Genomic DNA, 18804 nt, shown 5'->3' with positions numbered 1-18804 from the left:
ATTTCTGGAGATTTCATGTACGACTTTCGCAAGAAATGTATCTCTCTCGATCGCCTCATCGGCACCTTCTGCGCCATCCCGCACCCTGTGGCGGTCGAAGTGGCCGCCGCCAGCGGGGTCGATTTCCTGTGCATCGACTGGGAGCATTCGCAGATCGGCCGCGAACGGCTCGAGGATCTGATCCGCGCCGCCGATGTCCACAAGGTTCCCGCGATGGTGCGCGTTCCCGGCCACACGCCGGAGTGGATGGCCGCCGCGCTCGACGCCGGCGCCTCGGGTGTCCTGGTACCCCGCGTCTCCACGGCCGAGCAAGCGCGCGTGGCGGTCATGGCCTGCCGGTACCCGCCGGTCGGCGCCCGCGGTGTCGGCCCGGGCCGCGCCGCCGGTTATGGCTACAGCATTCCGGACTACCTCAACTCGGCCAACGATGTCCTGACGGTCGCCATCCAGGTCGAGACGGCCGAAGGGCTCGCCAACATCGACGACATCGTCGAGGTCGACGGCGTCGACGTGATCTTCATCGGTCCCGGCGACCTGTCGGTTTCGATCGACGCCATGGGGCCGGCCGGCCAGGACAAGCTCAATGCAGCGATTATGAGGATCGCGGCCGCGGCGCGCACGGCCCGCAAGGCCGTCGGCATCTTTCGCCCTTCGGCGGATGATGTCGGCAAATGGTCGCGGCACGGCATCAGCTTCTACATGCTGGCCAGCGACACGATGTTTCTCGGGGCCGGCCTTGCCGCCGGCGTCGCCTCGGCGCGCAGCGCCTCATAGCAAGAGTTTGCCATGAAGATCATCAAGACCGACGGTGTGCTGTCAGTCGAGGAGGAGCAGCTGCGCTACCTCGACGGCTTGAACGTCGAATTTGTCGAAAAGACGCTGCTCACGGAAGATGCCCTGATCGAACACTGCCGCGACGCCGACGCATTGATGGTATTGCGGGAGCCGATCACGGCTCGCGTTTTGGCGGAACTGAAGAGGCTCAAGGTCATCGGGCGGTTCGGCGTAGGGCTCGATTCGATCGACGTCGAGGCTGCCAGCCGTGCCGGTGTTCAGGTAACCTACGTGCCGGACGCCAATCTGGTTGAAGTCAGCACCCACGCCATGGCCCTGATCCTGGCCTTGACGCGCAGGCTGAAGCAGTTCGACAGCGCGGTGCGCGCCGGCCGCTGGGTTGCAATGACCGATGGCGCCGGCATCACACGGCCCGACAGGCAGATCCTCGGCCTGATCGGCTTCGGCCAGATCGGGCGGCTGACTGCCGAGCGGGCGCGGGTCTTCGGCTACCACATCATCGCCTACGATCCGCATATGCCGGCCGAGCGCATCGCGGCCGGTGATGCCGAACCGGTCGGCTTCGACGAGTTGCTGGCCAGGGCCGACATCGTCTCGCTGCACGTTCCAGCGACACCGGAGACCAGAAACATCATGTCGGCGCAAGCCCTGTCGCGGATGAAGAAAGGGGCGATACTCATCAACGTGGCCCGCGGCGGCCTGGTCGACGAGGTTGCATTGGCGGACGCGATCCGGCGCGGCCATCTGGCAGGCGCCGGCATCGACACGTTCGAGCGGGAGCCGCCTTCGCCCGACAATCCGCTGCTGGCGCTGGACACCGTCCTGGTCAGTCCACACGCGGCGCACTACTCGACCCAGTCTTACGCGGAGGTTCGCAACAAGGTGTTTGCCGATGTCGCATCAGTCCTGCGCGGCGGCAAGCCTGTATATCCGGTCAACCGGATATGACCAATTCCCGATGTCGGCACCACCTCTATCCGCCTGCTCCGCGGAACCCAAGTCCTGCAAGTCGGGGTTCGCAGGGCGATAAGGGGCAGCGCAACCTGTCGCGATTTATCCGGTTTGCCACATTTTGTTCTTGCTTTGTGCCGGCAGCTATGCTACTAATTTGCGTATGGTGACGATTCACCGAGGACCCGCCGCAAGGCGGTTTTTTGTCTTTAGGTTTCAGCGTCATCTGTCGAGGCTCTGCTCGGCTTGTCGCGACGCTCGACGATGTAGATGTGATCAGCGACCAGCACCACGTCGCCATGCTGGTTGATCACCTCGCAGCGCTCGACGACCCGGCCTGAATCGGGTCGCTTCGGGTCGTCTTCCCTAGCCGAGATGGTGGTGCGGGTCCTGATCGTATCGCCGATGAACACCGGCTTGATGAAGCGCAGCCGGTCGTAGCCATAGGAGAAGGCAACCGGGTTGACGACGCTGGCCGTCAGCCCGACGCCGACCGAAAACACCAGCGTGCCGTGGGCGATGCGCTGCCCGAACGGCGTCGTCTTCATGAACTCGGCGTCCATGTGGTGGGGAAAGAAATCACCGGTATGGCCGGCATGGACGACGAAGTCGGTCTCGGTGATGGTGCGCCCGCTGGTCATGCGCGACGAGCCGATCCGGTAGTCCTCGAAATAGACTGTCTGCTCCATGTCAGGGCCTCGCCGCTATCGGTGTTGCCGGCGCCGCGCTCGATCGGTAGGCGGCTTCGACCAGCGCCATGGTGTTCCAGCCGTCCTCGACGGAACTGACAAGCTCGGCGTCCTCGCCCGACGCGTAGCGCTGGACATTGGCCATGCGGCCGGCAAAGGCGTCCGGAAACCATGCGCCGACGAGTGGAACCGCAATCCATTCCGTGCCGCCTTTGGGGTAGATTTCGAGAATGTCCGGCTCGCCGCGCGGATAGTCGAGGTTGACGCCCAGTTTGAGGTAAGCGGCGCCTTCGGTGCCGCAGATGCGGAATTCGCAGGCCTGGTGTTTTCGACCGAATTTGTGATCGTGGTTGATCGACAGTGCACAGCGCACCGTGTCGCCATAGTCGAGGATCGCGCTGGTGCGCGTTTGCGCAACCTTGTGGCCGGGATGGCCGAGTGTCTTGGCGTGAACCCCCTTGGGGTCGCCGAGCAATTGCCGGATCAGGTCGAGATAATGGATCGAATGCATGGCGATCTCGACGCGCGGCGCCCGCAACAGGAATTCCCAGAGCTGCCAGGGTGTCGCCAGCGCAAGCCATGCGTCGAAATCGACCACTTCGCCCAGCCAGCCCTTGGCGATCGCATCCCTGAGCGCCAGCATCATCGGCGCGAAGCGCAGCTGGAAATTCACCGCCGCTTTCAGATCTTTGGCGCGGCAGATTTCGAGGATCTCGGTCGCCTCGGTGAGATTGCTGCCCATCGGCTTCTGGATCAGCGCCACCGCACCATCGGGCAACGCCCTGAGCACGCCGGCATGATGAGCCGGGGGCGTCGCCAGATCGAAGACGGCGTCCTTGATTGACGCAGCTTCCTCGACCGACCGGTAAGCGGCGACGCCCCATTTCTGCGCCAGTTTTTCCGCCTTGGCCAGGTCGGGGTCGAACAGCCCGGCAACCGGAAAACCGGCTTTCCCATAGGCCGGGAAATGCGCATCGCCGACGATCGAGCCGGCGCCGAAAATCACGATCGGCCTGGGCTTTGACGGCTGTGCCCAGGCCTGGGAAAGCGAGGCAGGATCGAAAATGTCATCAGTCATAATGGAAGACTTCGTCCATCGACGCCCACCACTCGCCGTCCTTGCGGGTCGGCAGCGGCTCCTGGCATGGCATGCAGAGCGCCCACCATTCCTGCGTCGTGGGATCGGCGGCCATCTTCGCCATGTCGGCGGCATAGTCGGTGCCGTGGTACTCGAAGGTGCTGAACAAAAGGTGCTCCGGCTCCCTCAGATAAATCGAATAATTCTTGATGTTGCAGGCGGAAATCATCTTGAGGACGTCCGGCCACACGGCAGCGTGAAGCCGCACATACTCGGCGACTTTCTCCGGCTTGAGGCCGAGCACCATTCCCATTCGCTGCATGTCCGCCTCCTACTTCACTATCGCCATGGTGAATTCCGCGATGCTCTTCGCCTTGATCGCATCCCAGTCCCAGTCGATGCCGATGCCGGGCTCGTCCGGCGCCAATGCGTGCCCGTCCTCGATACGCATTTTCTTGCCGGTCAGCTCGTCGAGCTGGGGAATATACTCGACATATCTGCCGTTCTGAACGGCGCATGTCAGGCTGACATGCAGTTCCATCAGGAAATGCGGGCAGACCGGTATGTCGAACGCCTCGGCTGCATGCGCCACCTTCAGCCACGGCGTGATGCCGCCGATGCGGCCGACATCGACCTGCACGATCGAGCACGCGCCCTTCTGCATATATTCGCGGAAATGCCGGATCGAGTAGAGCGACTCGCCGACGGCGATCGGCGTCGACGTCGCATTCGACAGGCGGATATGGCCGTCTATGTCGTCGGCCGGCAACGGTTCCTCGATCCAGGCGAGATCGAGTTCACGCAAGCGCTCGGCCCGGCGGATCGCCTCGTCGACCGAAAAGCCCTGGTTGCAGTCGGTCATGATCTCGTAGGAGTCTCCAACCGCCCGGCGCACCGCCGTCAGCCGGGCAAGATCCTCGGAGCCGTGCGGCTTGCCGATCTTGACCTTCGAGCCGCGAAACCCCTTGGCCTTGGCGGCCAGCGCATCCGCGACCAGCGCCTCGGTTTCGATATGCAGCCAACCGCCTTCGGTCGTGTAGAGCGGGCAGCGGTCCTTGGCGCCGCCGGCCAGCTGCCACAGCGGCAGCCTCTGTTTCCTGGCCCGCAGGTCCCAAAGGGCAGTGTCGATGGCCGCGAGCGCGATTGCCGTGATCGCGCCGATCGTCGTGGCATGGGTGGCGAACTCCAGCTCGTGCCAGATCGCCTCGATCCTCTCGGCGTCGCGGCCGATCAGCCGCGGCGCAAGGTGGTCGGCCAGCAGCCGCATCACCGAGGAGCCGCCGGTGCCGATCGTATAGCTGTAGCCGGTGCCGACCGCGCCGTCCGCGTCGGTGATGGTGACGATCGGTGTTTCCTGGCTGACAAAACTCTGGATGGCATCGGTGCGCTTGACCTTCGGCATCAGGTCGACCATCCGCAGTTCGATTTTCTCGATCTTTGCCATGGTTTTAACCTCGCAATGTCCTGCCCGTTTCGGCGGAAAACAGATGGGCCTGCGACAGGTCCAGGCTCATCTTGACCCGGTCGCCGGCTTTCAGCGGCTTTGGATTGAGCATCCGCGATACCCAGTCGCTGCCGTTGAATTCGGCAAACACCAGCGTCTCGTTGCCGAGCGGCTCGGTGACGGTCACCGGCAACTCCACCTGGTGGACGTCGACGTCTTCGCCGGAGCTGATGCCATGCCCGGTCGGATAGATGTCGTCGGGCCTGAGGCCGAACACGACTTTGTCGCCGGCCTCGATATTGGCCTTGAACTGGCTGGGCAAAGGCAGCCTCTCGCCGCTGGCGAACAGCAACTGTCCGTCGTCGACAACCGCCTCATGCAGATTCATCGGCGGCGAGCCGATGAAGCCCGCGACGAAGCGTGTCTGCGGCCGGCGGAAGACCTCGTCGGGTGTGCCGACCTGCTCGATGAAACCGTCACGCATGATGACGATACGGTCCGCCAATGTCATCGCTTCGACCTGGTCGTGGGTGACGTAGATCACTGTCGACTTGACCTTGGCGTGCAGCTTCTTGATCTCGGTGCGCATCTGCGTCCGAAGCTTGGCGTCGAGATTGGAAAGCGGCTCGTCGAACAGGAAGACGTCGGGATCGCGCACGATGGCGCGGCCCATGGCGACGCGCTGGCGCTGTCCGCCGGACAGCTGCGACGGCCGGCGCTCGAGCAATTGGTCGAGGCCGAGAATGCCGGACGCTTCGGCGACGCGACGGTCCATTTCTTCTTTCGCGGCGCCGGCTATCTTGAGCGAGAAGCCGAGGTTTTCGCGCACGGTCATATGCGGGTAGAGCGCATAGGACTGGAACACCATCGAGATGTTGCGCGAGCGCGGCGGCAGGTCGTTGACCATGCGGCCGCCGATCTCGATGATCCCGTCGCTGATCGCCTCGAGGCCGGCGATCATGCGCAGGGTTGTCGACTTGCCGCAACCGGACGGCCCGACCAGCGCGATGAATTCGCGGTCGGCGACCTCGAGATCGATGCCGTGCACCACCGCCACCGGACCGTAGCTCTTGGTGAGTTTCTTGAGCGATACTGTTGCCATGTCAGCCTTTCACCGCGCCGGAAGTGAGGCCGCCGACGAGGTGTTTCTGGACGATGAAGGTAAGCGTGAGCGCCGGTATGACCATGACCACGGCGAGCGCGCACATGCCGCGCCAGTCGATGGTGAATTCGGCCGTATAGTCGAGCAGGCCGACCGGCAGGGTCTTGGAGTTGATCGAGCGCGTCAGCTGCGAGGCGAGCGCGAACTCGTTCCAGGAGGTGAGGAAGGCAAAGATGCCGGCCGAGGCGATGCCGGGCCCGGCGAGTGGAAACTCGACCTGCCAGAAGGCCTGCCAGCGCGTGCAGCCGTCGATTTGCGCGGCTTCGGCGAGGTCTTTCGGCACCTGGCGGAAAAAGCCGTCGATCAGCCAGACGGTGAACGGCACGTTGAGCGCGACATAGACCAGGATCAGTCCGAAATGCGTGTCGATGATGCCGAGCCGCGCAAAGACGAAGAACAGCGGCAGCGACAGGGCGATGCCGGGCACCGTGCGCGTCAGCATCAGGCCGAGGAACATCGCCGACTTGGCGCGAAAGCGGTAGCGCGCAAAGGCATAGCCGCCGGCCATGCCGATGACGATGGCGATCACCGTCGAGGTCACCGAGATGATCAGCGAATTGCGGAAGTAGTCGAGCACCGGAATGCCGCCCTGGCCGACGCCGCTGAACATGGCGATGTAGGCGTCGAGCGAGAGTTGCTGCGGGATCCACACCGGCGGCTTGGCCATGATTTCGACGGTCGGCCGCAGCGACGACAGCACGATCCAGATGCCGGGCAGGCAGATGACCAGCATGGCCAGGAACAGTCCCATGCCGTGAACGATGCCGAGCGCTTTGTTGCCGACTCGATGCAGGCTGTTCTGGTCCATCCTCACCACTCCGCCGCGATCTGCGTCCGCGCCGCGGCGAGCTTGCGGTAGAAATAGACTGTGAACAGGATCGACAGCAGGATCGAGAAATAGGCCATGGCATTGGCCATTCCCATCCTGGCATCGCCATAGGCGGTGCGGGCGACCAGCGTCCAGACCAGTTCAGTGCGGCCGGCGGGGCCGCCGTCGGTCATGATCTTGACGATGTCATAGGCGCGCGCGACGTCGAGTGAGCGGATGGTCATGGCGATAAAGGCAAACGGCATGATGAACGGCCAGGTGACATAGCGGAATGTCTGCCACGGCGTGCAGCCGTCGACGCGGGCCGCCTCGACCGGTTCGCGCGGCATCGCCAGCAGCCCGGCCAGGATCAGGATCGCGAACACCGAGGTCGACGACCAGATCTCGGCGATCAGGATGGCGATGAAGGCGAGATTTCCGTCGATCAGCCACGGGATGGCGCGATCTGTCAGGCCGAGCCCCTGCAGGGCGTTGTTCACCAGGCCGATATTGTCGTTGAACATGAATTTGAACTGGAAGCCGACGAGGATCGGCGAAAACATCATCGGAAACATCATGATGGTGCGCAGGATCCGCTGGCCGCGCGACGCTTTCTCCACCAGCAGGGCCAGCCCGAGCCCGATCAGCATTTCCAGGTTGAGCGCCACCGTCAGCAGCACCACGGTGCGGGCAAAGGCGACCCAGAAAGCGCGGCTGGTCAGGATGGCGACGTAGTTGCGCGCGCCGATGAAGACCCAGAACGTCTCCGGCCTGGTCAGCCGGAACGGCGTGAAGCTGGAATAGAGCGAAAGCAGCAGCGGCACCACCACCACCGCCGCCAGAACGATCACCGCCGGCAGCAGGAGCAGCAATGGCGGCGAAGGTCTCCAGCCTTTCATGGCGATCCGGTTCTGTTTGGTGCCCGGACGCCGAAGGCCGCCATCGGCGAGCTGGGATCAAGACAAAGCGTGTTGCGCATGGTTCGTAAAAAGTTCGGGGACGCCGCTCTTCGATGAGCGCGGCGCCCCCTTGGGAGAATGGTCAAAGCTTGCCGGCGTCCTCGAGGATTTGCGTGGCCTTGGCGGCAGCGTCGTCCAGCGCCTGCTTGGAGGTCTTGTCGCCAAGGATGGCGGCCTGCAATTCGGGATAGACGGCGTTGGAGATTTCGATCCATTCAGGTGTCTGCGGCACGGCAAAAGCGTGCTTTGCCTCTTCCTGGAAAGCCGCCAACACTTCCTTCTTGTAAGGATCATTGGCCGCCTGCTGGATGTCCCAGTCCCACACTGCCGTGCGGGTCGGCAGTGGGCCGCTTGCCGCCTCGAGCTTCTGGCTGTCCTCATTGGTCAGGAACCAGACCAGCGATGCCGCGGCTTCCTTGCTGGCGCAGTTTTCGGTGACCGAAAATCCGTGGTGCCCCGACCAGCCGGTGCGAATGCCGGCCGATCCCTTCGGCGCCACCTTCACGCCGACATTGCCGGCGACCTTCGACGACTTCGGATCGTTGAAGAAGCCTGCCCAGCCCGGCCAGTCGAGGTTGATGGCGACGGTGCCCGAGGCAAAGCCCTGGCCGAGATCGTCCCACAGATAGTTGGTGGTGCCGGCCGGCACCGCCTTGGCCTTGTAGAGATTGACGAACCAGTCGAGCGCGTGCACGCCGGCTTCCGAGTTGAAGGCCGGCTTGCCATCCTTGTCGAGGTATTCGCCGCCGTCGGCGATGAGCATCTCGTAAAAGCGGCCGTTGATCGCCTCTTCCTTGCCGGCGAACTGGGTACCGTAGAAATCGGGCGGGCTGGCGAAGAATTCCGCCTGCTGAGCGACCTCGTCCCAGGTGTCGGGCGGTGTCAGTTCCTTGCCGTACTTGGCCTTGTAGGCGGCCTTCTTGGCTTCGTCCTGGTAGAGGCTCTTCTGGTAGTAGAGCGCCGAGACGTCGAACTGCGCGCGCGGCAGCATCACCAGCTTGTCGTCGAGCGTCGAGGCCTTGATCGTCGACGGCACGAAGGCGTCGATCTCCTCCTTCGGCAGCAGCTTGTTGAGATCGGTGTAGATATCAGGATATTGCGGCGCGAAGGACGAGTGGTTCGACCCAACGCACCAGTTGATGCTGCCGGAGGCGATGTCCGACTTGATTTCCTTGTCGAGCTCGAAGTGGTTTTTCTTCGAGATCACGTTGACCTTGGCGCCGGTCAGTTTTTCCCATTCGCCGATGCGCGCGTACAGCCCTTCATATTGCTGGCCGCCGATCAGCTTGGCGTCGATGGTGACGCCGTCGAATTTGCCGGGCAGGTCGGCAGCAAGGGCACTCGCACCCAGTGCGAGCAGCGTTACGCCGGCCGACAGGCCGCAAAACAGTTTCGTCATCGGTATCCTCCCAAGAGTCCGCGTCGATCCATAGTGAGGGCGGATCGGCAGCTTCATTCATATACAAACAAAACATTTACAGGATCGTCAAGCCGAAAGTTCTTTCGGAAACAATACCGTTATGCGTATATGAAAAGTGCAATTCACTGGAGAAGCGGAATGGCAGAGGACGAGGAAGACGACCGCTATCGAGCCCCGGCGCTGGACAAGGGGCTCGACATCCTCGAGTTGCTGGCCGGTGTCGATGGCGGCCTGACGCAGGCGGAAATCGCCAAGAAGCTCGACCGCAGTCCGAACGAGTTCTACCGCATGCTGGACCGGCTGGTGCGGCGCGGCTACGTCACGCGGCCGGATGGCGACCGTTATTCGCTGACGCTCAAGCTGTTTGGCCTGGCGCAGCTGCACGCGCCGGTGCGCCGGCTGGTTTCCTATGCGACGCCGCTGATGCGCGAACTGGCCGAAACCACACAGCAGGCAAATCAGCTCGTCGTCTTCGACCGCGGTTCCGCGGTGGTGATCGCACAGCAGGAGGCGCCGGATTACTGGGGCATCTCCATCCGCGTCGGCTCGCATATCAGCCTGTTCGATACCGGCTCCGGCCATGTGTTGCTGGCGTTCCGCCCGCCGGAAGAGCGGCAGATGATGATCTCAGAACATCTGCGCAGCACCGACAAGCCACCGCAATCGCCGGAATTCTTCGCCCGCCTCGACCAGATCCGGGAACGCGGCTACGAGATGATGGCGTCGATGCAGACGGCAGGCGTGTTCAACCTATCGACACCCGTTCTCGGCTCGGACGGCAAGGCGATCGCCGCACTGTCGATCCCCTACATAACCCTGGTCAACGCACCCAAGGCGCCCGACATTACGAGGACGATTGAGCTGCTGCTGGCAGCGACCGAAAAGCTGTCGCAACTGGCGGGATCGACCGTCAAGCAATCGCGATGAATTCTTATTTGAATGAAGATTTTCTCCGTGAGATGATCTCGAAGTCGCCAAGGAGGAGCGCGCCACCATGATCTTCGACACCCATCTGCACCTGATCGACCAGTCCGCGCTGCGCTATCCCTGGCTGGCCGGCGTGCCGGCACTCAACCGCGATTTCTCCTACGACGAATATGCAGTCCAGGCCCGCCGCGCCGGCATCGAGGGCGCATTGCATATGGAGGTCGATGTCGATCCTGCCGACATCGAGGCCGAAACCGGCCGTGTCAAAGCGCTGTCGCGGGAAAAGGCCAGCTTGCTGCGGGGGGCAATTGCCTCCTGCCGTCCGGAAGAGCCGGGCTTTGCCGCCTATCTCGAGCGCCAGCGCGCCGATCCTTTCGTCAAGGGCTTTCGCCGCGTGCTGCACGTCGTGCCGGATGAACTTTCGGAAGGCGCGCTGTTTCGCGAAAACATCAAGCGGCTAGCCGGCAGCGGCCTGACCTTCGACCTCGTCGTTCTGCCGCACCAGATCCCCAAGGCGATCGCACTCGCCGACCTCGCGCCAGATGTGCAGTTCGTGCTCGACCATTGTGGCGTGCCCGACATCAAGGGTGGTGCCGAGCACCCCTGGCGCGAGCACATGGCGGAGATCGCGCGGCGTCCGAACGTCGTCGGCAAAATTTCCGGTGTGGTCGCCTATGCGGATGCCGGATCCTGGACTGTCGAAACGCTGCGTTCCTATGTCGAGCACACCATCAAATGCTTCGGCTGGGATCGCGTCGTCTGGGGCAGCGACTGGCCGGTCTGCACACTCGGCGGCGGGCTTGCGACCTGGATTGCGGCAACGCATGCGCTGCTTGCCGGCACCAGCACCGATGAACGGCAGCAACTGCTGTCCGGCAACGCCAAGCGGCTGTGGAGTTTGTAGAGCATTTTGCAGCCAAGTGGAATCGGGCGTCGCACAAATGCGGCTAAAACGAATAGGTGGCCTCAGATCGTCGCCGACACGTGCCGCTCGCGACCGTAGAGCGAAACCAGGAGCACGATGACCAGGCCAAGTGCCGCCTGCACCGTCGAGGGCCGGAAGCCGAGGCCGATCAGCAGCGTGTTGATCTCCGTCAGCACCAGCACGCCGGCAATGGTGCCGAAATAGCTGCCACGGCCGCCGACAAGGGCGGCGCCGCCGACCACCACGGCCGCGATCGTCTGGAACAGATAGGGCTGGCCGACATCGCCATAGGCAGAGCCGGTGAAGCCGAGCAGTAGCACGCCGGCTGCGGCGGCGAAGAAGGCACTTGCCGCATAGGTCACGGTCCACATGCGGACCGGATCGATCAGCGCCAGCGGGGCAGCACCTGGATTGCTGCCAAGGGCGTAGAGACGGCGGCCGTATGGCGTGCGCGCCAGCACCAGCGCCACCAGCAAGGTCAGCACCAGTACGCATGGCACCAGCCCCGGCACCGGCAGCGGTCCGACCGAACCGCCGATCGAAACGAAGGCGGAAACTGCTTGCGGCGCCGATCCGGATGGAAAACCACCGGTCCACAACAGGACGGCGCCTTGCACAATCATGCCGATGCCGAGCGTGACGATCAGCGGGTGGATGTCGAGCCCGCGCGAGATCAGGCCGTGCAGCGCCCCGATCAGTAAGGCGAGCGCGCTGACGACCGCGCAGACAAGAGCAAAATTCCAGCCGACGCCGTAGAGCTGTGCGGCAACGACATTGGCAAAGCCGATGATGAAGGGGATCGACAGATCGATACCGCCCAAGATTACGACGAGGGTCTGGCCGATCGATGCCACCGCCAGCAGCGAGGCGATCACCAGCAGCGCCCGGATGGCGAACGGCTGGGAGTAGCCCGGGATGAGCAAGGTGCCAAGGAGATGCAAGGCGACAGCGACGGCAAAGGCACCGGCGACGCGGGCATTGGTGGACTGGAACCAGTTCCGGCTCATGCTTCTCAGCCTTTCCGTCCCGAGAGCCGCTCCTGCAGCGCCGTCATGATGACGGCCACAACCAGGATCGCGCCATAGGCGATCTGCAGCACATAGGTGGAGACGTTGAAGGCGGTCAGCACGCTCTGCAGCAGGAAGATGTCGACAGCGCCGATGGCGGCGCCGGCGAGCCCGCCGCGCCCGCCGGCAAGGCTGACGCCGCCGAGCGCCACCGCGGCAATCGCGATCAGCGTGTAGGTTGGCCCGATATTAGGGTCGGCCGAACCGATCAGGGCGGTCAGCATGAGGCCGGCACAGGCGGCAAGTATGCCGGTCATGACATAGGCGATGAAACGTACTTTCGTCACCGGAATGCCGGCCGTGTAGGCGGCGCGGTCGTCGCTGCCCACCGCCATCAGCTGGTCGTAATAAGGCGTCTGCCGCACCAGCCACCAGAACAGGAAGATCAGCGCCAGCGGCAGCGCCGACCAGGGTCCGGCCATTGCCTTCAGCCAGCCCGGCGCCGGGCCAATCGGCGCCGGCAGGATGGTCAGCGTCATGCCGGTGAGGATCAGATAGGTGCCGAGCGTTGCGACGATCGGCTGGATGCGGACGATGGTCGCCAGAAAGCCGTTGGCGGCGCCGACGATCGCGCCGATCAACAGCGCTGCCGGCACGATGACCAGCGGCGATGACATGCCAAGCCTGAGAAACAGCAGCTGGATCACCATCGCATTGACGAAGCCCATCAATGGTCCGACGGAAATGTCGATGCCGCCGCGCCCGGCGAGGATCACCGGAGCCGAGGCGAGCGCTGCGCCGATCAGCGGCGCGGCGAGCCCGATCAGCGCGCCCCAGGCGGCAGGATGGAAGCGCGCCGGATTGAGCAGCAGGTTGACCGCGATCAGGATGGCCAGCAGCACTGCCGCAAAGCCAGCGCCGCGCCATCGCGCCGCCATGCGCCGCAACCCGCTCATGCTGCGCGCCCGAACATGGCGGCGATCACAGTATCGCTTTTCATCGCGTCTCCGGTGATTTCAGCCGCCACCTGCTGTTCGCGGAACACCAGCACGCGATGGCAAAGCAGCAGGATCTCCTCGATCTCGCTCGACAGGATGACCAGAGCCATGCCGTCCGCCGCAAGCCTGCGGAACACATCGTAGAGGATATGGCGCGTCGCCACGTCGACACCGCGCGTCGGATCGTTGAGGAGCAGGATTGCCGGTTCCAGCGCCAATGCGCGGGCCAGCAGCACCTTCTGCTGATTGCCGCCGGAAAGCGTGGTGATCGGGGCGTCCGGCCGTGGCGCGATGATCGACAGTCTGTCCCGATAGCGTTCATAGCGCTGCCGCCGCGCGGCGAAGCTGAGCAGGCCGTACCGCGTGTCGCGCGACAGCGTCGAGACGGCAAAATTGTCGAGCACCGATTGGGTCGGAAAAATGCCGGTGGTGCGCCGGTCGCGCGGCAAATAGGCGATGCCGCCGGCGACCGCCTTGCGGAAATTGGTGATCGCGCGTGCTCCGGTTGGCGCCTCGACGGTCACCTCGCCGCCGGCCGGGCGTTCCAGGCCGGCCAGCACTTTCAGGAACCGCTCCTGTCCGTGGCCGTCGAGGCCGGCAAGGCCGACGATCTCGCCAGGCGCGATGGTTTGCGTCATGGGGCTTGCGCCCGGCGCGATCACCAGGCCACGCACCGAAAGGCTGGCGCGATCAGCCATGCGCCAGCTCCGCCGCCGTGCGTGGCGCCATCGCTCTGAGAAGTTCGGATGCGGAGGACGTGCCGCGTTCCTCAGTCGTCACCACGCTGCCGCCGCGCAGCACGGAAGTCCGGTCCGAAAGCGACATCACCTCGTCCATGCGATGGGTGATGAACAGGATCAGGCAGCCTTCGGAGGCAAGCTTGCGCATCATGGCGAAGACCGCCTCGCGATCGGCAAAGTCGAGCGCCGCCGTAACCTCGTCAAGGATGAGAATGCGCGGGCTGCGCACCACGGCGCGGGCGAGCACTACCAATTGCTGAACCGCAAGCGGCAATTGCCCGGCCAACTGGTCGAGCGGGATCTCGGTCACCGCGAAGCGCTTCAGCACCGCTTGCGCGCGTTGCCGCCGCTCGGCACGCGGCACGGTGCGCGTCAGCAAGCCGTCGAGGCCGAGCAGGATGTTGTCCGTCACCGAACGGTCAGGCGCGATCAGCACTTCCTGGAACACGGTGGCGAACCCGGCGCCCTGGAACGCCGCCGGCGAGAGGCCGGTAAAGGGCGCTCCGTCGAGCAGGATCGCGCCGCTGTCCGGCTGGACGATCCCCGACAGCAGCTTGACCAGCGTGCTCTTGCCCGAACCATTCTCGCCCAGGATGGTGTGGATCGTGCCGGCGCGGAATGCGATTGAGGCATTGGCCAGCGCAATCGTTTCGCCGTAGCGTTTCGAGATGGCCTGGACTTCCAGCATGAGCAATCCTGATGGAGAAAGCCGGCACCGCCCGTGCGGAGCCGGCCTTCGTATCCTACTTGGCGCAGGCGTCCGGCACCTTCGAATAATCCCAGCCCTTGGTGGGTGCCGGATTGGCGAAGTAGGCATCGAGCCATTCCTCCGGCATCGGATCCTTCGGCGGGACCGGGAAGATCGAGACGGCGTCCGGCGTCATGCAGTCCTTGTACCAGGCGCCGAGGTCGGCATTGTGCACCGGCGGAATCGGGATCAGCAGCGTGTTGAGCTTCGCCTTCTGTCCGTCGAGCATGCGCACGCCGACACGAAACAGCGTCTCGGCCGTCCAGTGCGGCAGAACCGCATGGCCTTCGAAGCGGTATTTGTCGGGATTGGCCTTCCAGTAGCCGAGCGCATCGCCGGTGATCGAGCCGGTGATCAGCGGGGCAGGGCGGCCGGCCTCGGCAAAGGCCTCGGCGACGACGCGGCTTTCGCTGCCCGTCGTCCACACCGCATCGATCGGCGCCGGATTGGTGGCGATCGCCTGCAGCACCGCCGTCTTGGTGACGTTTGCAGTCCAGTTGCCGTTGACGCTGCGCGAGACCTTGAGCTTTGAATTTTCGGCCAGCGCCTTGTCGGCGCCCTGGCGCTCCTGCACGACGATCGGGTGACCGGCAATGCCTTCGACCAGAAGCACGCTGCCGCCGTCCGGCATTGCTTTGCCGATCGCGGTCATCATGTCGTAGCCCCAGCGCGCATAGTTGGAATCGACATTGATCGCATTCGGGCTGGTCACCGACCCAGCTGCCGTGATGAAGGGGATGCCGGCTTTGGCTGCGGCATCGATGGCATCGTCCAGCGCCGTCGCCGAGCCGGGGATCGAGGTGATGATCGAGCATTTCTTGTCGATGAAGGCGCGGATCTGGTTGATCTGCTGACTGGCGTCGTTGTTGGAATCCGACACCTCGAAGCTCGCCACGGTGCCGTCGGCGATCAGGCCGTCGACCAGCCGCTTCAACTCCTTGGTCACGGTGACGCGCCACGGATTGCCCTGGTAGGACTCGGAGTGGCACCATTTCCACGGCTTTGACGGCGGCGTGAAATTATCCCAGGCCGACGGCAGCACCTTTTGCGGCGCGCCGTCATATTGTGCCTTCAGTTCGGTCGGCAATCCAGCAATCACGCCCGAAACGTCTTGAGCGCAAGCTATGGTCGTGACCGATGCAAGTGCGGTTGCGGCCATAAGGCCGCGGATCAGGCTGTTCATGTTCTCCTCCGTTCGGTTGTTTCAGGCTCCTCCGCCGGCAACGCCGGACACCTGCGTCGAAAGGCTCTCCCGAAACAGGCGATTGAGATCGGCAACGACGCGAGCGGCATTGTGCCTTTCGCTCAGGCCGAGATTGATGCGATCGGACGCCGCCTGCTGGAACGCCATGTAGCCGTCGTGCCGCGGCCTCACCCAGGCACCTTCGAGCGTAGTCCGCGTGTCCTTGTAGAAATTGCCGGCGGCGGCGTTGACGGCGGCATCCGCCCAGGCTGCCGCATGGCCGGGCTGGCCGCCGGCCGAGGCGTAAGGGCCGCGCTGCACGTCACCGCTGGCGATCCAGTAGGCGAAGTCGATTGCTGCCTGTCCGGCCCTCGAGAAGGCCGACACGGCGATGCCGGTCCCGCCGAGCGCCGAGCCTTTGGGGCCGGCATTGCCAGCGGCCGGGATATCCGCGAAAGCCAGGCGGGTGGGTCGAAACCCGGCGATGGCATAGGAGACATAGCCATAGATCAGCGGCGCGCAGGCGATCCGCGAGCCGGATCCGGCCATTTGCTCCAGAACCGCGATCGGATCCATGCCAAGACATGCCGGGTCGACGAGGGCTGCGATCTCGCGCATCATCTCGAAGACCTGCTTGCCCGCTGCCGGATCCACGTGGTCGCCAGGGCCTTCACCGGCGGGCCGGCCGAGATTGCCGGCAAGCGTGTAGAACACCATCAGCGAATGCGGCGGCCTCAGCGGCAACATCACGTGGCCTTGCCGGGCCAGATCGAGGGCATCGGCCCAGCTCGCCGGCGCAGCCGAAAGCATGTCGGGCCGCCATGCCTGCACCTGGCTGGCCGCGTCGATCGGAAACGCCCACTGCCGGCCTTGCCAGTTGTAGCTCGGAAAGGACCGGCCGACACTGCCCGCCGCAAGTGCCGCGCGTTCGGCTTCCCGGCCGGCGACATCGAGCGGCGCCAGGCAATTCTCGGCGGTGATCTGGCCGACATGCGGATGGTCGACGACGATCAGGTCGTAGGCACGGGCCAGTTCCTCGACCGGGAAGGATTCGAAATCCTGCAGCGAGCGCTTGTCCCATTCAACGGCGATGCCAGTTTGTTGCTTCCACAGTCTCGAACAGGCGACCATCGGGTCATAGCCGCGCGGATGGCTCCAGGTCATGCCTTTGAGCGTGGCGTCGCTCACAGCCCGAACTCCGCGCGGATTTTTGCGCTGTGCTCGCCGATGCGCGGCGCGGCCCGCTCGACCTTGGCGCGGATGCCGTCGACCCTGAGCGGCGAGCGCGTGGTGAGGATCGAAACGTCATCCTCGCGCGTCACCGTCTGCAGCATGTCGAGGACCTGGAAGCCTTCGCTGGCCATCATTTCCGGCCAGGTCAAAACCTTGGCGCACCAGATGTCGGCAGGCTCGAGGATGGCAAGCCATTCGTCGACCGTCTTCGTTGCGATCTTTTGCGCGATGATCGCCTTGATCTCGTCGCGGGCAGTGAACCAGGTCGACGGCTGATCGCGGTAGGGCGCAAGTTCCTCGAGCCCGAGGAGATCGGCGAGTTTCGAGATCGGCGTCATGGCGATCGCCAGATAGCCGTCCTTGGCCGGATAGACGCCGTAGGGCGCCGAGAGATAGGCGTGCGCGCTGCGGAAGCTCGACCGCCGCGGCAGCCGGCGCCCGTCATTGAGGTGCGTGGTCAGCACCTCGAATTGGAAGTCGACCAGCGCTTCGAGCAGGCTGGTCTCGACATGGCTGCCCTTGCCGGTCACGCCGCGCCGCACCAGTGCGGCGAGGATGCCTTGCGCGGCGGCGGAACCCGCCAGCATGTCGGCGATCGCCAGGCCGAAGGGCACCGGCCCTTGGTCCTCGTCGCCGTTCAGCCACATCACGCCGGAGCGCGCCTGCGCCAGCAGATCCTGCCCCGGCCGCTTGACCCACGGGCCTTCCTCGCCATAGCCACTGATCGAGGCATAGACCAGGCGCGGATTGATCTTGCGCACCGCCTCGTAATCGAAGCCCAGGCGTTCGATGACGCCGGGCCTGAAATTCTGGATCAGCACGTCGGCCTTGGCCAGCAGGCCGCGCAGCGCCGCAAGGTCGGCCTCGTCCTTCAAGTCGATGGCAAGGCTTTCCTTGGCGCGGTTGATCGCATGGAAAATGGTGGAATCGCCGCCGATCTCGGTGTCGCTGAGATAGAGCCGGCGCGACAGGTCGCCGCCGTCAGGCCGTTCGATCTTGATGACCCGAGCGCCGAGGTCGAGCAGCCGCAGCGAGCAGTAAGGCCCGGACAAGAACTGGCTCATATCGACAACGATGAGCCCGGTCAGCGGCAGTTCGGCAATGGCAGCCATTGCCTATTTCTCCGTCTTACCGGCGAAATCGGCCGGATTGCGGTACTTCACCGTCTGCAGGTGCTCGCAATAAAGCACGAGCTCGCCTTCACCCTTGAAGACTTCATAGCTGGCGCGGATCAGCCCCATTTCCTTGTATTTTGGCTTCTTGTCGAGGTTGGAGCGGATTGAATAGATCGTGTCGCCTATGAACACCGGCTTGATGAAGCGCAATTTGTCGTAGCCATACGAAAAGGCGTTGACGCAATTGGTGGCGACGAGACCGAGCCCGGCCGAGAACACGAAGGCCCCTGCCACCAGCCGCTTGCCGAAAATGCCTTGCGTCTCGGCGAACATCTGGTCCTGCACGTATGGATGGATGTCGAGCACCAGCGTGTTGAACAGATGGCTGTCGCCCTCGGCAATGGTCCGGCGCAGCGAGCGGATCTTCTGGCCGACCGGCCAGTCTTCGTAGAACCAGTTCTCCGCGTTCCAGACGGGAAGGTCGGCGTGATCCCTAGGCATGTTGGCGGGGTGTGTCGATGCCACGCCCACGGTTGGCGCGAAACTGCTCATGACAACTTCCTCTGGGAGCGGGAATCGTCCATCAGGGCGCGCCGCAGACCAGCGAAATGCATGATCGATC

At 64.0% G+C, this 18804-nt stretch carries 20 protein-coding genes; 4 read left to right on the top strand and 16 right to left on the bottom strand.

The window, feature by feature from the left end:
• Positions 1-15: 15 nt before the first annotated feature.
• Both NKI39_RS04960 and NKI39_RS04955 read left to right on the top strand, forming a co-directional pair.
• Positions 16-774, top strand: coding sequence for an HpcH/HpaI aldolase family protein (locus tag NKI39_RS04960; protein WP_352502201.1), 759 nt, complete (start codon positions 16-18; stop codon positions 772-774).
• Between the two features lie 12 nt (positions 775-786).
• A complete protein-coding gene (locus tag NKI39_RS04955; RefSeq protein WP_352502202.1) occupies positions 787-1743 on the top strand; it encodes a C-terminal binding protein in 957 nt (318 codons plus the stop codon).
• Between the two features lie 212 nt (positions 1744-1955).
• On the opposite strand, the gene NKI39_RS04950 is transcribed toward NKI39_RS04955, so the two are convergent.
• From NKI39_RS04950 to NKI39_RS04915, 8 genes are all read right to left on the bottom strand, one after another.
• On the bottom strand, positions 1956-2435 hold the full coding sequence (locus tag NKI39_RS04950) for a MaoC/PaaZ C-terminal domain-containing protein (RefSeq protein WP_352502203.1): 480 nt from the start codon (positions 2433-2435) through the stop codon (positions 1956-1958).
• Between the two features lies 1 nt (position 2436).
• The gene (locus tag NKI39_RS04945; RefSeq protein ID WP_352830870.1) at positions 2437-3513 is read right to left on the bottom strand and encodes a Gfo/Idh/MocA family protein; all 1077 of its coding nucleotides are present in this window, start codon (positions 3511-3513) and stop codon (positions 2437-2439) included.
• Positions 3506-3835, bottom strand: coding sequence for an L-rhamnose mutarotase (locus tag NKI39_RS04940; RefSeq protein WP_352502205.1), 330 nt, complete (start codon positions 3833-3835; stop codon positions 3506-3508). The genes NKI39_RS04945 and NKI39_RS04940 overlap by 8 nt, the downstream gene beginning before the upstream one ends.
• A gap of 9 nt (positions 3836-3844) precedes the next feature.
• Positions 3845-4957 carry a mandelate racemase/muconate lactonizing enzyme family protein gene (locus NKI39_RS04935; protein WP_352830868.1) on the bottom strand — a complete coding sequence of 371 codons (1113 nt, stop codon included), beginning with the start codon at positions 4955-4957 and terminating at the stop codon, positions 3845-3847.
• Positions 4958-4961: 4 nt separating this feature from the next.
• A complete protein-coding gene (locus NKI39_RS04930; protein ID WP_352502207.1) occupies positions 4962-6059 on the bottom strand; it encodes an ABC transporter ATP-binding protein in 1098 nt (365 codons plus the stop codon).
• Between the two features lies 1 nt (position 6060).
• Complete coding sequence (locus tag NKI39_RS04925) at positions 6061-6927, bottom strand: carbohydrate ABC transporter permease (protein ID WP_352502208.1); 867 nt, start codon at positions 6925-6927, stop codon at positions 6061-6063.
• 2 nt (positions 6928-6929) lie between these two features.
• Positions 6930-7826 (bottom strand): carbohydrate ABC transporter permease, encoded by an 897-nt coding sequence (locus NKI39_RS04920; RefSeq protein ID WP_352451568.1) that lies wholly within the window; start codon positions 7824-7826, stop codon positions 6930-6932.
• 142 nt (positions 7827-7968) lie between these two features.
• Complete coding sequence (locus NKI39_RS04915) at positions 7969-9285, bottom strand: type 2 periplasmic-binding domain-containing protein (protein ID WP_352502209.1); 1317 nt, start codon at positions 9283-9285, stop codon at positions 7969-7971.
• Between the two features lie 159 nt (positions 9286-9444).
• Here NKI39_RS04915 and NKI39_RS04910 point away from each other — a divergent pair, with 159 nt between their 5' ends.
• Positions 9445-10233 carry an IclR family transcriptional regulator gene (locus NKI39_RS04910; RefSeq protein ID WP_352502210.1) on the top strand — a complete coding sequence of 263 codons (789 nt, stop codon included), beginning with the start codon at positions 9445-9447 and terminating at the stop codon, positions 10231-10233.
• 67 nt (positions 10234-10300) lie between these two features.
• The gene (locus NKI39_RS04905) at positions 10301-11137 is read left to right on the top strand and encodes an amidohydrolase family protein (RefSeq protein ID WP_352502211.1); all 837 of its coding nucleotides are present in this window, start codon (positions 10301-10303) and stop codon (positions 11135-11137) included.
• A gap of 62 nt (positions 11138-11199) precedes the next feature.
• Here NKI39_RS04905 and NKI39_RS04900 read toward each other — a convergent pair whose 3' ends face one another.
• From NKI39_RS04900 to NKI39_RS04865, 8 genes are read right to left on the bottom strand one after another with little or no spacing between them, the layout of a single operon-like run.
• On the bottom strand, positions 11200-12165 hold the full coding sequence (locus tag NKI39_RS04900) for an ABC transporter permease (RefSeq protein ID WP_352830865.1): 966 nt from the start codon (positions 12163-12165) through the stop codon (positions 11200-11202).
• A 5-nt stretch (positions 12166-12170) separates the two neighbouring features.
• Entirely contained in the window at positions 12171-13121 is a 951-nt protein-coding gene (locus NKI39_RS04895) for an ABC transporter permease (protein ID WP_352502961.1), read from the bottom strand.
• Positions 13118-13861: an ATP-binding cassette domain-containing protein gene (locus tag NKI39_RS04890; protein ID WP_352502962.1), complete on the bottom strand. Its 744-nt coding sequence runs from the start codon at positions 13859-13861 to the stop codon at positions 13118-13120. Before NKI39_RS04890 ends, NKI39_RS04895 begins: the two co-directional genes overlap by 4 nt.
• The gene (locus NKI39_RS04885) at positions 13854-14591 is read right to left on the bottom strand and encodes an ATP-binding cassette domain-containing protein (protein ID WP_352830862.1); all 738 of its coding nucleotides are present in this window, start codon (positions 14589-14591) and stop codon (positions 13854-13856) included. The genes NKI39_RS04890 and NKI39_RS04885 overlap by 8 nt, the downstream gene beginning before the upstream one ends.
• A gap of 55 nt (positions 14592-14646) precedes the next feature.
• On the bottom strand, positions 14647-15834 hold the full coding sequence (locus NKI39_RS04880; RefSeq protein WP_352472919.1) for an ABC transporter substrate-binding protein: 1188 nt from the start codon (positions 15832-15834) through the stop codon (positions 14647-14649).
• 21 nt (positions 15835-15855) lie between these two features.
• Positions 15856-16998 carry an ABC transporter substrate-binding protein gene (locus NKI39_RS04875; protein ID WP_352472930.1) on the bottom strand — a complete coding sequence of 381 codons (1143 nt, stop codon included), beginning with the start codon at positions 16996-16998 and terminating at the stop codon, positions 15856-15858.
• A 20-nt stretch (positions 16999-17018) separates the two neighbouring features.
• On the bottom strand, positions 17019-18179 hold the full coding sequence (locus NKI39_RS04870; protein WP_352472920.1) for a CaiB/BaiF CoA transferase family protein: 1161 nt from the start codon (positions 18177-18179) through the stop codon (positions 17019-17021).
• Between the two features lie 3 nt (positions 18180-18182).
• Entirely contained in the window at positions 18183-18734 is a 552-nt protein-coding gene (locus NKI39_RS04865) for a MaoC family dehydratase (protein ID WP_352472921.1), read from the bottom strand.
• Positions 18735-18804: the final 70 nt, after the last annotated feature.

Origin of the sequence: Mesorhizobium sp. M0664, assembly GCF_040320565.1 — a bacterium.
Classification (GTDB): domain Bacteria; phylum Pseudomonadota; class Alphaproteobacteria; order Rhizobiales; family Rhizobiaceae; genus Mesorhizobium.
Note: the sequence above shows the minus strand (reverse complement) of the source record. Positions and strands in the feature narration are given on the sequence as shown.